9 protein-coding genes are annotated in these 12,408 nt (G+C 72.5%); 6 read left to right on the top strand and 3 right to left on the bottom strand.

Going from position 1 to position 12,408, the window contains the following annotated elements:
• Positions 1 to 25: 25 nt before the first annotated feature.
• On the bottom strand, positions 26 to 502 hold the full coding sequence (locus ABT123_RS06500; RefSeq protein ID WP_351310572.1) for an RrF2 family transcriptional regulator: 477 nt from the start codon (positions 500 to 502) through the stop codon (positions 26 to 28).
• A gap of 113 nt (positions 503 to 615) precedes the next feature.
• Between ABT123_RS06500 and ABT123_RS06495 the strand changes: the two genes are divergently transcribed.
• The 4 genes from ABT123_RS06495 (at position 616) to ABT123_RS06480 (ending at position 5,632) form a co-directional block, all read left to right on the top strand.
• Positions 616 to 1,443 (top strand): hypothetical protein, encoded by an 828-nt coding sequence (locus tag ABT123_RS06495; RefSeq protein WP_351310404.1) that lies wholly within the window; start codon positions 616 to 618, stop codon positions 1,441 to 1,443.
• 60 nt (positions 1,444 to 1,503) lie between these two features.
• Entirely contained in the window at positions 1,504 to 3,540 is a 2,037-nt protein-coding gene (locus ABT123_RS06490; RefSeq protein WP_351310402.1) for an FUSC family protein, read from the top strand.
• A gap of 114 nt (positions 3,541 to 3,654) precedes the next feature.
• A complete protein-coding gene (locus ABT123_RS06485) occupies positions 3,655 to 4,371 on the top strand; it encodes a hypothetical protein (RefSeq protein ID WP_351310400.1) in 717 nt (238 codons plus the stop codon).
• A gap of 13 nt (positions 4,372 to 4,384) precedes the next feature.
• Positions 4,385 to 5,632, top strand: coding sequence for an ATP-binding protein (locus ABT123_RS06480; protein ID WP_351310398.1), 1,248 nt, complete (start codon positions 4,385 to 4,387; stop codon positions 5,630 to 5,632).
• Between the two features lie 46 nt (positions 5,633 to 5,678).
• Here the strand turns inward: ABT123_RS06480 and ABT123_RS06475 are convergent, their stop codons facing one another.
• The gene (locus tag ABT123_RS06475) at positions 5,679 to 7,760 is read right to left on the bottom strand and encodes a PhoX family protein (RefSeq protein ID WP_351310396.1); all 2,082 of its coding nucleotides are present in this window, start codon (positions 7,758 to 7,760) and stop codon (positions 5,679 to 5,681) included.
• 309 nt (positions 7,761 to 8,069) lie between these two features.
• Here ABT123_RS06475 and ABT123_RS06470 point away from each other — a divergent pair, with 309 nt between their 5' ends.
• Both ABT123_RS06470 and ABT123_RS06465 read left to right on the top strand, forming a co-directional pair.
• On the top strand, positions 8,070 to 9,590 hold the full coding sequence (locus ABT123_RS06470) for a VWA domain-containing protein (protein ID WP_351310394.1): 1,521 nt from the start codon (positions 8,070 to 8,072) through the stop codon (positions 9,588 to 9,590).
• A gap of 96 nt (positions 9,591 to 9,686) precedes the next feature.
• Positions 9,687 to 10,421, top strand: a complete 735-nt coding sequence (locus tag ABT123_RS06465; protein WP_351310392.1) for a DUF4190 domain-containing protein — start codon at positions 9,687 to 9,689, stop codon at positions 10,419 to 10,421.
• A gap of 64 nt (positions 10,422 to 10,485) precedes the next feature.
• Here the strand turns inward: ABT123_RS06465 and aspS are convergent, their stop codons facing one another.
• Positions 10,486 to 12,303 carry an aspartate--tRNA ligase gene (gene aspS, locus ABT123_RS06460; protein WP_351310571.1) on the bottom strand — a complete coding sequence of 606 codons (1,818 nt, stop codon included), beginning with the start codon at positions 12,301 to 12,303 and terminating at the stop codon, positions 10,486 to 10,488.
• Between the last annotated feature and the right edge of the window lie 105 nt (positions 12,304 to 12,408).

Genomic DNA, 12,408 nt, shown 5'->3' with positions numbered 1-12,408 from the left:
GTGATGGCGGGTGCTTGGCGGGTCGTCAGTGGGCGGCTTCGAGCCAGGCGCGCAGCCGCTGCGGCGCCTGTGGGGCCTGGTTCTCCGCCTGCTGCCGGATCTCCTCGAGGGTCTGGGCGGCGAGTTCGCGCCGCCAGGCCACCTCGGCCCGGCTCATGGCGTGCGCGATGGCGCACTCGGCGGTGAAGGAGGCGGCCGGGCCGCCGCCCGGGCCCTGCTGCCGGATCTCCGCACACCGGAAGGCCTGGTCCGGCCCTTCCACGGCGGCGACCACGTCCATGAGCGAGATGCGCTCCAGCGGCCGGGCGAGCCGGAATCCGCCCTTGGGGCCGGGGGTGGAGCGGACGATGCCGGCCCGGGCCAGCGCCTGCAGCTGCTTGTTCAGGTAGGCCGCGGGCAGGTCGTGCCAGGCTGCCAGGCGCGCTGCCGACACCGCACGGTCCGGGCCGCTCCAGGCCAGGTTGATGCAGCTGTGCAGCGCCCATTCGACGCCCTCGCTCATCTTCATAATCTGGATATTACATATCCAGATTATGAACCACAATGAGGCACCACAACCACCCGCCCGCAGCAGCACCGCTCGCGCCGCGCGCGGTCCCGGCCTTCCCTGGTGACGTGCGCACCTTCCTCTCGGCGGCCCTCGCCGCGCTCCTGGTACTCCTGGTGCCACTGAGTGCGGTCGCGTACTGGGCGGACCGCGAGCTGGGCGACGTCGACCGCTACACCGCCGCCATGTCCCCGCTCGCCGAGGACCCCGCCGTCCAGCAGGTGGTGGTCACCCAGGCCACCCGGGCCATCTCCGCGCAGATCGACGCCGGCCCCTTCCAGGGCGGCGTGGAGACCCTGCTCGGCGAGGCCCTCGAGTCCTTCACCGGCACGGACGCCTACCGGACCGCCTGGGACGCCGCCAACCACGCCGCGCACGCCGCCTTCCTGAAGGCGCTGACCACCGGCCACGGCGACGCCGTCACCCTCGACCTCGCCCCGGTCGTCGAGCGCATCAAGGGGGAACTCGTCACCGGCGGGGTCCCCTTCGCCGACCGGATCCCCGTCACCCACACCGAGATCAAGGTCATGGAGTACGACGATCTCGGCGCGCTCCGGAAGGTCTTCCACATGCTCCAGATCGCCGGCATCTGGCTTCCCCTGCTGACCCTGGTGGTTGCCGTCGCGGCGGTCGCCGTCGCCGTCTCCCGGCGGCGGGCGCTGGTCGCGACCGGCCTCGGCCTGGCGGCCGGGGCGCTCCTGCTGATGGCCGCCGTCCTCGTCTGCCGCCGGATCGTCCTCGACGACCTGCCCGCCGACATCGACCGCCCGGCGGCCGAGGCCGTGTACGACGCCCTCACCGCCTTCCTCCGCACCACCGCGTGGATCGTCCTGGCCCTCGGACTCGCCGCAGCCCTCGGCGCCTGGCTGACCGGCCGCCTGCGCCGCACCCCATAAGCTCGGAACACGGCAAACGTCCCAGAAGAACCGATTCGCGAGCGGCGGCACGGAAGCGGCATGAGCACCGAACAGATACCGTCCGGCGAGCAGGACGGGAAACGGGACGGGCGGGCCGGGCGGGACCGGCACCATCCGCTCACCCCGCCCGAATGGCTGCTCCGGGGCCTGCGGCCGAGCAGCGCACCCGTCCCCTGGGCGGCTGCGGCCCGGGCCGGCATCGCGCTGGCCGCCCCGCTCGCCGTCGGATTCGCCGTGGACGAGCCCGAGTACGGTGCCCTGGTCTCCATGGGCGCCCTGGCCGGGGTGATCGGCGACACCGCCGACGCCTACCGGATGCGGATCCTGAACATCGCCGTGCCCCAGCTCTTCGGCGCGGTCGGAGTGGCCCTCGGCACCCTGGTCTACGGCCGGGGCTGGCTGGCCGTCGGGGTCCTCACCCTGGTCGCCCTGGTCTCCGGGATGATCTCCTCGATCGGTTCGGTGGCCTCCGTCGCCGGGCTGCTGCTCCTCCTCAACGCCGTGGTCGGCGCGGGGCTCGCACTGCCCGAGCCCTGGTGGACGCCCCCGGTCCTGCTCACCGCGGGCGGCCTGTTCGTCCTGCTGCTCACCCTGCTCGGCTGGCCGCTGCGCGGGCGGCAGCCGGAACGCACCGCGGTCGCGGACACCTACCGGTCGGTCGCCGACCTGCTGGACGCCGCGGGCGGACCGGCACCGGCGTACGACGAGCAGCGGCACGCCGTCACCGAGGCCCTCAACCAGGCCTACGACCTGCTGCTGGGCCGGCGGGCCCGGGCGCACGGCCGGAGCCCCTCGCTGGTGCGGATGGTCGCGCAGCTCAACGCGGTCATCCCGCTGGTCGAGGCCGCTCCGGCCGCGCACCTGCGCGGCCGGCCGCTGCCGCCGGAGATCCCGGCGGCCGTCCGGCAGCTCGCCGATGCCGTCGCGGCGGGCCGCACCGAGCCGCTGGTCCTGGCCCTGCCCGCGCCTCCGGCGGGGGTGCCGTCCGCGCGGGCCATCGATGCCGCGCTGCGGCACGCGGCCGGCATCGTGCACGAGCAGGACCCTGGCCGGTACAGCGTCGACGACCGGCTCGGGCGCCCGGCCGCGCTGCGGATCCGGGCCCGCCGGGCCGCCCGTGCCGCGCTGTTCTCGGGCGCCTCCTGGCGGTACGGGCTGCGGCTCGCCCTCTGCATCGGGCTCGCCCAGGCGCTGGTGTCCGTGGTCGAGGTGGAGCGCTCGTACTGGGTGGCGCTGACCGTCACCTTCGTCCTCAAGCCGGACTTCGGCTCGGTGTTCTCCCGGGCGGTGCTGCGGGCACTGGGCACCGCCGCCGGACTGGTGATCGCGGCGGCCGTGCTGGCCGAGGTGCCGCGCGGCTGGTGGGACGTCCCGGTGATGATGGTCCTGGGCGCGCTCATCCCCGCCTTCTCGGTGAAGGGCTACGCCTTCCAGACCGCGGCGATCACACCGGTCATCCTGCTGCTGTCCGACCTGCTGAGCCACTCCGGCTTCGACCTGATCCGGCCCCGGCTGCTGGACAGCCTGATCGGCTGCGCGATCGTGCTGGTCGCCGGCTATCTGCTGTGGCCGGAGAGCTGGCACACCCGGATCGGCGACCGGCTGGCCGACGCGGTGGACGATGCGGCCGGCTACGTGGAGCGGGCCTTCTCCCCGGTCGAGTCCGACGAGGCCCTGCGCGCCGCCCGGACCGCCCGGGTGCATGCCCGCCGCCGTATCTACCGGGACCTGGCGGACGTCCGCAACGAGTTCCAGCGGGCCCTGACCGAGCCGCCGCCGACCGGGGCGCGGGCGGCGGCCTGGTGGCCGCTGGTGGTGGCGGTGGAACGGATCGTGGACGCGACCACGGCGGCCCGGGTCCGGGTCAACCACGGTGCGGAGCCGCCGACGGCCGCGGAGGTCTCGGGGATCACCGCCGAACTGCGCGCCCTGGCCGAAGCGGTCCGCCACCACCCCACCCCACTGCCGCCCCGCCCGACCCCGCCCCCACCAAAGTCCCCCGTCCTCACCCCCCTCCACCAGGAACTCTCCACAGCCCGCACCATCACCTCCACCACCGGCCCCACCGGCCCCTGAGCAGCGGGGCCGACAACGGCGGGGCCCGGGCGGCAGGGCTGCGCGCGGGCGCGGGGGTACCCCGAACGGCGCTGTTTGCGGGCTCGGCTCCGCGCAGCGGGGGAGCATCGGTGTATGCGGCACTCCCTCGCCCGCGGCTGCGCGGCCCTGGCCTTCGCCCTGCTGGCCACCGCCACCGCCACCGCCTGCGCCGACGTCGAAGGCCTGCAGAGCGAGGGCGACCTCGGCGAGGCGCATGCCCCGCTCACCCTGTGGAGCAGCCTCCGCCCCTCACCCCCCGCCTCCGGCGAGAACCCCGGCACGGCCGCGCCCGTCCCCGGCCTCCCCCCGGTGCCCGGCGGCAGCATGCGCGGGGTAGACGCCCTCTCCGTGGTCCGCGCCGACATCACCTCCGCCACCCGCAAGGACAATGGCACCGGCAGGCTGGTGGATCCCCGCGCCGTGCAGCGGCTCGCGCGCTGTACACAGGCTGTGGACGGCGGCCCGGACTGCCCCGTCCGCCCACCCGTCCTGCACGACCTCACCGGCGACGGCAAAGAGGATCTGATCACCGCCGTGGACCTCGACGGCCGGCTCAGCGAGCTCCGCGTCTACTCCGTACAGAACGGCAGGATCACCCGCGTCCTGGCCCGCCGCGGAATCCTGGCCGGCGTCGAGGTGGCCGCCGACCACCTCGCGGTCCGCGAGCCCACCTCCACCCCCACCCTCGTGTCCATCTCCGACTATGAGTGGAATCCGGAAGCCGGCGTGATGGCCCTGGCCGGACTCACCCTCGACGAATGCGCCCCCGCCAAGGATTCCGCCACCGTGTGCGCCCCGAGCGAGAGCTGAAGGGCGGCCGGGAATGCGGGCGACGAGCAGTCTGCGCTGGAAGATCGCCGCCACCACCACCGCCGTGTGCTGCGCCGTCGCCGCCGTCCTCGGGATCCTCGTGCACAACGTGGTGTCCCGGCAGATCGCCGGGGAGGTCCGCAAGGACGTCCACCGCGAGCTCGAACACGCCCTCACCCACTACGCGTACGGCACCGCGCACGGCGATGTGAACAGCGCGATCGACCCGCCCGCGCTGCCCCCGCAGCTCCGCGCACTGGTGGCCCGCGGCCGGACCGGCAGCATGGTCGGCGAGCACGAGGGGAAACCGGTGATGTGGGCGGCCGGCCCGGCCGACGGCAAGGCCCTCGCCGTCTGGGTCCCGTACGAAAGCACCCGCAGCCGGCTCCGGGACGTGGACACCGCGATCCTCGCCTCCTCGGCGCTCGCCGCGGGGGTGGTCGCGCTCGCCGGCCTCTTCTTCGCCAACCGGATCAGCCGTCGGCTGGCCACCACCGCGGCGGTCGCCCGCCGGATCAGCGCCGGCGATCTCGACGCCCGGGTCGGCTTCCCCTCCGAGGACACCCGCGACGGCCGGCGCCACCACGACGAGGTGCGCGATGTGGCCGTGGCCCTGGACTCCATGGCCCGGTCACTGCAGGCCCGGCTGGAAGCGGAAAAGCGGTTCACCGCCGATGTGGCGCACGAGCTGCGCACCCCGCTCACCGGCTCACTGGCCGCGGCCTCGCTGCTGCCGGAGGGCCGGCCCAAGGAAATGATCAACGACCGGCTGCAGGCTCTGCACCTGCTCACCGAGGACCTGCTGGAGGTCTCCCGGCTGGACTCCGGCGTCGAGCAGGCCGATCTGGAACGGCTCGAACTGGGCTCGGCGGTCCGCCGGATCGTCGCCGCGAGCGGGCTGGCGGCAGAGGTCACGGTGGTGCGGGACGCGGTGGTGCTCACCGACCGGCGGCGGCTGGACCGGATCCTCGCCAACCTGCTGGCCAACGCGCACCAGCACGGGCGACCGCCGGTCGAGGTGACCGTGGACGGACCGGAGGTGGTGGTCCGCGACCACGGGCCCGGCTACCCGCCGGACCTCATCGAGCGAGGTCCGCAGCGGTTCCGGACCGGGGACCCGGGCCGCGGGCGAGGTCACGGACTGGGACTCACCATCGTGGCCGGCCAGGCCGCGGTCCTGAAGATCGGGCTGGGCTTCGCCCGGGCGCCGGACGGCGGCGCACTGACAAAGCTCACCATTCCGCTGTTTCCGGACAGTTGAAGGCCGTGTCTCACGTTTCACGTGAAACACGGCCCCAACTTCATGATCAGACGCCGATGTTGCGGCCGTCCTTGCGCCAGACGCTCACGACCGCCGGGCGGACCATCTTGCCCGGGCCGTCGGGCCACGCGGAGGCGGGCTTCTCGACGGAGGCGCCGTCGATCTCACCCGGGTGCTGGACGGCGACCAGGACCCGCTTGTCCTGGATGATCGGGCCGCAGGTCTCCGCGCCCTTCGGCACGGTCAGGAACTGCTTCAGCTCACCGCGGCGCTCACCGGCGGTGGCCACGCCGAACAGGCCGTCGTGGGAGCCGAGCTGGGAACCGTCGGTGGAGATCCACAGGTTGCCGTGCGGGTCGAAGGCCACGTTGTCCGGGCAGGAGATCGGGCTGACCTTGTCCTTCGGGAAACCGGCGAAGTAGGTGGCCGGGTCGTTCGGGTCACCGGCGACCAGGAAGAGGCGCCAGGCGAAGGCGTCACCGGCCGCGTCGTCGAAGCTCTCGGCGAGCTCCAGGATCTGGCCGTGCTTGTTGAGGTTGCGCGGGTTGGCCTCGTCCGCGCCCGCCGCCTTGCCGGGCTTGCCGCGGTCGGTGTTGTTGGTCAGCGCGACGTAGACCCGGCCGGTGCGCGGGGACGGCTCGACGTCCTCGGGGCGGTCCATCTTGGTGGCGCCCACCTTGTCGGCGGCCTGCCGCGTGAAGACGTACACCTCCTCGGCGGTGAAGCCCTCCACATGGGAGACGTTGCCGGTGGCCAGCGGGATCCACACGCCGGTGCCGTCGAACTGGCCGTCGCTGGGGTACTTGCCGGTGCCGTCGAACTCCGCGGCCGGGGAGTCGCCGGTGAGCTTGGCGACGTAGAGGGTGCCCTCGTCGAGGAGCGTCAGGTTGTGCTCCTTCGCCGCCCGGCTGTTGCCCTTCTTCATCTGCTTGCTCGACACGAACTTGTAGAAGTAGTCAAAGCGCTCGTCGTCGCCCATGTAGATGACCGGGCGGCCGTCCTCGGTGAGGCGGGGCTGAGCAGCCTCGTGCTTGAAGCGGCCGAGGGCGGTGCGCTTGCGCGGGACCGAGTTCGGGTCGTACGGGTCGAGCTCGACCACGTACCCGAAGCGGTTCGCCTCGTTGGGCTCCTGGGCGACGTCGAAGCGCTTGTCGAAGCGCTCCCACTTGCGCTCGGAGGCGGCGCCGGTGATGCCGTAGCGCTTCAGGCGGGCCGCCTGGACCGGCTCGGTGACGCTGCCGCCGTTGCCGAAGTACTGGTTGAAGTTCTCCTCGCCGTGGAGGGTGGTGCCCCACGGGGTGGTGCCGCCGGCGCAGTTGTTGAGGGTGCCGAGCACCTTGGTGCCGGTGGCGTCGACCGAGGTCTTCAGCAGGTCGCTGCCGGCGGCCGGGCCGGTCAGCTTGAACTCGCTGGTCGCGGTCAGGCGGCGGTTGAGCTGGTGACGGTTGACGGCGGTCAGCTTGCCGCTGCGGTGGTCCTCCTGGACAACGACCACGGACAGGCCGTGCGCGGCCCAGGCGATCTCGACCTGCTCGCGGGTCGGGTTCGCGGCGTCGTAGCCCTTGAACATCAGGACTTCGTCCGTGTACTCGTGGTTGGCGACCATGAGCTGCTGGCGCTCGTAGTTGCCGCCGAGCGGGAGCAGGCTGAGGAAGTCGTTGTTGTAGCCGAACTGACCGGCCTGGGCGGCGGCGGTCTGCTGGTCGGGGTTGAAGCCCGGGGCACCGCGGAGGATCGGGTCGCCCCACTTGATGACGACGTTCTGGGCGTAGCCCTCGGGGATGGTGACCTGGTCGGCGGTGTTGGGGGCGACGGGGGTGAAGCGGAGACCGCGGGCGGCCTGGCCCTCGGAGCCGGCCGCGGCGGCGGCGCCCTCGACGGCGTTGGCGGTGCCACCGCTCTGGCTCAGGGCGATGGAGGTGCCGACGGTACCGGCGACGGTGACCACCGCGGCGGCACGCATCATCGAGCGGCGGGAGTAGGCCTTGGCTATGACATCGCCGGCGTACTCGTTGTCGCTGGTGTTGGGGACCTCGTGGAAACAGGCGTCACCGCAGCGGTAGCGGCAGGTGAGGGCGGACCGGCCGCCTGCATGGTTGTTCGAGAGAAGGGGCAGCAGCTTGCGCACGACGACGTCCTCCGGGTAGGTACACGGCGACGCCCCCTGCGCCGGCAACGTGTCGGAATGAATCCAGCCGTGACGGTAGGAGGGCGTTGCGCCACCACGGCGGCTCACGGGTGAACAATTCATGAACGCGACCGGTCAGAGCGGGAGTTCACCCGAGCGGCCCCTGTGCTGGTGCGGCAGGCGCCCCGAAAGGGCGCCCTGCCGGTGTTTCCAGCCACGGGGTCGATAACCTTACGTGTCCACTCTGGGCAGGGATCTTCCGCACAGCACGGACAAATGACGCACGCACTCATGCGAAAGGCCTGGCCCATGGGTATTCGGAGCTTGTTGCGCAAGGTGTTCGGCCGGTCTCCGGAGCCGGTCTCGGAGAGCACCGATCCCACTGCCACCACCCAGCCCGCCCTCCCCGCGCAGGCGGCCGAGCGGACGCCGATGGATGCGGCGGAGGCTCTTGTGGCGGCGTCCTTCGACAATCCGCTGGTCCCGCCGCAGTCGGCCCCGCGCGACCGCGGCACCCTCCTCACGGCCACGGCCCCGGCCCCGGACCCCACGGTCCCGGAAGCCCGCCGCGCCACCACCCCCACCCCCCCTGTGGCCGCCGAGCCGGCCGCGGAACCCGCACCCACGGAGCCCGTGGCCGAGCCGAAGCCGGTTGCCGCCGAGCCGGAGCCCGTTGCCGAGGCAGAGCCGGTTGCCGCCCAGGCGGAGCCCGTTGCCGAGGCAGAGCCGGTTGCCGCCCAGGCGGAGCCGGTCGCTGAGGCCGAGCCCGTGCAGGCGGAGCCGACCGTGGAGCCCGTAGCCGCCGAGGCCGAGCCGGTCCAGGCCGAGCCCGAAGCCGAACCCGCACCCGAGCCGGTCGCCGCCGAGGCGGAGCCCGAGCCGCTGCCCGTCCAGGCGGAGCCCGTTGCCGAGCCGGAGCCGGTTGCCGCGCAGGCGGAGCCGGTCGTTGAGGCCGAGCCCGCGCCCGCGGAGCCGGCCGTAGAGCCCGTAGCCGCCCAGCCCGAGCCCGTCCAGGCCGAGCCCGAAGCGGAACCCGCACCCGAGCCCGTAGCCGCCGAGGCCGAGCCCGAGCCGCTGCCCGCCCCGGCGGAGCCGGTGGCCGAGCCCCTCGCCGCCCAGGCTGAGCCCGAGCCCGTCCAGGCGGAGCCGGTTGCCGCCCAGGCGGAGCCGGTGGCGGAGCCGGCCGTCGCGTTGGCGGCCGTGAAGCGGCGGGCGCCCGGGGTTGCCGGGGCGTACAAGGCCGCCGGGCAGGTGCTGCGCGGCAAGCAGCGGGCGGGGGCGCGGGCCAGGGTCTACCTGGTGCTGGACCGCTCCGGGTCCATGCGGCCGTACTACAAGGACGGCAGCGCCCAGTACCTCGCCGACCACGCCCTCGCCCTCGCCGCGCACCTCGACGAGGAGGCCACGGTCCACACGGTGTTCTTCTCCACCGACATCGACGGGACCGCCGACCTCACCCTCGACACCCACGGCGACGGCTGGGTCGAAGCCGCCCACACCTCCCTCGGGCACATGGGCCGCACCAGCTACCACCGTGCCGTCGAGGCGGTCGTCGAGCACTACGAGAAGAACGGCGCCGACGGCCCTGCCTACGTCGTGTTCCAGACGGACGGCGCGCCCGACAACCGGGTACCCGCCCGCCAGGCCCTCGCCGATGCCGCCGCTCACGACATCCACTGGCAGTTCGTCGCCTTCGGTGAGCACGACGCCAAGGCCTTCGACTTCCTCCGCAAGCTGGACGCCGAGAACGCCGGCTTCTTCCACGCCGGTCCCGCGCCCCGCGAACTGGCCTCCGCCGCCCTCCTCAAGGGCATCCTCGACCGGTTCTAGCGGCTCCGACCGGAGCCATGGCGGCCCCGTACTCAGCGCGGATCTGAGTATCCGCGCCGAAGCGGGGCCGCTCGCCCGGCACCTAGCGTGCGGGGCATGGAGAGGAACGAGTCGACGGGGATCGGCACCGCCGCGGCGGTGCTCGGCGCGCTGGGCCTGATGGCGCTGGTGCTGACGCCCGTACTGCTGCCGGCGGTCCTGGCGGCCCCGCCGCTCGGGATCGCCGCCGTGGTGTGCGGCGCAGTGGCCCGCAGCCGGGCCCAGCGCAGCCTCGCCACCACCACCGGCCCGGCCAACGTCGGCATCGGCCTCGGCATCACGGCCTTCACCGTGCCGGTCCTGTTCCTCGCCTTCGCAGCCTGGGTACTGCACGAGGCGTACGACACGGACGGCGACAGCGACAACGGCCACAAGCCGTCCGAGTACGTCGCTCCGGAACGAACCCCGGTCTCCTGGTCGGCCGCCCCGAAGCCGGGGCAGCAGCACCCCGGCCGGATCGTCTACCAGGACGGCGTCGAGATCACCGTCCACTCCCCCCAGGCCGTCACCCCCGGCCCGGAGGGCAAGCAGGCGTACCGGGTGCTGATCAGCATCAGCAGCCCCGGCGACCACCGCCGCCCCCTCGACGGGCCCGTGCTCCACTTCTACGACCGGACCGGCGGCGCACTGAACCCGACCCCCGACTGCCCGGACAAGATCCCGGCCGGACAGCGCATGGACTGCCTGAACACCGTCTACGCACCCCAGGGCACCCCCTGGCTGGAGCTGAGCATCATCCCTTCGTTCAACGGCTACGACCCCGCGAACCTGCGGCTGCCCATCGGCACCTGAGAACGGACGAAGGGCCCGGGATCCATGCGGATCCCGGGCCCTTCGCGTACAGCTACAGCCAGAACTAGCGCGCCGCGTCCGGGTGGACCGACTCCGACACCGGCTTCGCGTCCGCCGGCTTGACCTCGACCGGCTTGCGCAGCGCGATGTTCAGCTCGCGCAGGCGGGCCTCCTCCAGCACCGTCGGCGCGCCCATCATCAGGTCCTGCGCGTTGCCGTTCAGCGGGAAGGCGATGGTCTCGCGGATGTTCGGCTCGTCCGCCAGCAGCATCACGATGCGGTCCACGCCCGGGGCGATGCCACCGTGCGGCGGGGCGCCCAGGCGGAACGCGCGCAGCATGCCGGCGAACTCGCGCTCGACGGTCTCCGCCTCGTAACCCGCGATCTCGAAGGCCTTCAGCATGACCTCGGGCTCGTGGTTGCGGATGGCGCCGGAGGACAGCTCGATGCCGTTGCAGACGATGTCGTACTGCCAGGCAAGGATGTCCAGCGGGTCCTTCTCCTCCAGGTCCTTCATGCCGCCCTGCGGCATGGAGAACGGGTTGTGGGAGAAGTCGATCTTGCCGGTGTCCTCGTCCTTCTCGTACATCGGGAAGTCGACGATCCAGCAGAACCGGAAGACGTTCTCCTCGAACTGGCCGGCCCGCTTGGCCGCCTCGACCCGGACCGGGCCCATGATCTTGGAGACCTCGTCGAACTCGCCCGCGCCGAAGAACACCGCGTGGCCGGGGAGCAGGCCCAGGCGCTCGGTGAGGACCTTGACGTTCTCCTCGGTGAGGAACTTGGCGATCGGGCCGGTCAGGCTGCCGTCCTCGCCGACCCGCACCCAGGCCAGGCCCTTCGCGCCCAGCGAGACCGCGAAGTCGCCGAGGCCGTCGAAGAACTTGCGCGGCTGGCCGGCGGTGTCCGGCACCGGCAGGGCGCGGACGTGCTTGCCCGCGAACGCCTTGAACTCCGAGCCCTCGAAGACATCGGTGATGTCGACGAGTTCCAGCTTGGCGCGCAGGTCGGGCTTGTCGTTGCCGTACTTCAGCATCGACTCGCGGAACGGGATCCGCAGGAACGGGGAGGTGACCTCGCGCCCGCCGCCGAACTCGGTGAAGAGCTCGGTCATCAGCTTCTCGATCGGCTGGAAGACGTCCTCCTGCTCGACGAAGGACATCTCCACGTCGAGCTGGTAGAACTCGCCCGGCGAGCGGTCGGCGCGGGCGTCCTCGTCGCGGAAGCAGGGCGCGATCTGGAAGTAGCGGTCGAAGCCGGAGATCATCAGCAGCTGCTTGAACTGCTGCGGCGCCTGCGGCAGGGCGTAGAACTTGCCCGGGTTCAGGCGGGAGGGGACCACGAAGTCGCGCGCGCCCTCGGGGGAGGTCGCGGTGAGGATCGGGGTCGCCATCTCGTTGAAGCCGAGGGCCACCATCTTGTGGCGGATCGCGGCGATGACGGCGGAGCGCAGCATGATGTTGCGGTGCATGCGCTCGCGGCGCAGGTCGAGGAAGCGGTACTCCAGGCGGCGCTCCTCGTTGACGCCGTCGTCGGTGTTGATCGTGAACGGCAGCGGGGCGGCGGCACCGAGCACCTCGACCTCGGCGGCCTCGATCTCGATCTCGCCGGTCGGCAGCTCGGGGTTGATGTTCTCGGCGCCGCGCGAGACGACCTTGCCGTCGACCCGGATCACCGTCTCCTTGGACAGCTTGTCCAGGGCCTCGGCGGCTGCGGTGCCCGGACGGGCGACGAGCTGCGTGATGCCGTAGTGGTCACGCAGATCGATGAAGAGGATGCCGCCCAGGTCTCGCCGATTGTGCAGCCAGCCACTCAGCCGGACGTCGGTGCCGACGTCAGAGGCGCGGAGCTCGCCGCAGGTGTGGGACCTGTACCGATGCATCATTCATCCAGTTCTTCGCGATAGCAGGTGGGATTCAACCCCACCAAGGTTACCGCCCGGCCCGCAACCGGCCCGCCGACGGCCTGACGGGCGTCTTACGCCTAT

It is taken from the genome of Streptomyces sp. NPDC002054, assembly GCF_040296685.1.
Lineage (GTDB): Bacteria > Actinomycetota > Actinomycetes > Streptomycetales > Streptomycetaceae > Streptomyces.
Note: the sequence above shows the minus strand (reverse complement) of the source record. Positions and strands in the feature narration are given on the sequence as shown.

Coding starts and splice junctions, on each gene's coding strand:
- ABT123_RS06500 (WP_351310572.1), bottom strand. CDS start 502: ATGAGCGAGGGCGTCGAATGGGCGCTGCACAGCTGCATCAACCTGGCC.
- ABT123_RS06490 (WP_351310402.1), top strand. CDS start 1,504: ATGAGCACCGAACAGATACCGTCCGGCGAGCAGGACGGGAAACGGGAC.
- ABT123_RS06485 (WP_351310400.1), top strand. CDS start 3,655: ATGCGGCACTCCCTCGCCCGCGGCTGCGCGGCCCTGGCCTTCGCCCTG.
- ABT123_RS06480 (WP_351310398.1), top strand. CDS start 4,385: ATGCGGGCGACGAGCAGTCTGCGCTGGAAGATCGCCGCCACCACCACC.
- ABT123_RS06470 (WP_351310394.1), top strand. CDS start 8,070: ATGGGTATTCGGAGCTTGTTGCGCAAGGTGTTCGGCCGGTCTCCGGAG.
- ABT123_RS06465 (WP_351310392.1), top strand. CDS start 9,687: ATGGAGAGGAACGAGTCGACGGGGATCGGCACCGCCGCGGCGGTGCTC.
- aspS (WP_351310571.1), bottom strand. CDS start 12,303: ATGCATCGGTACAGGTCCCACACCTGCGGCGAGCTCCGCGCCTCTGAC.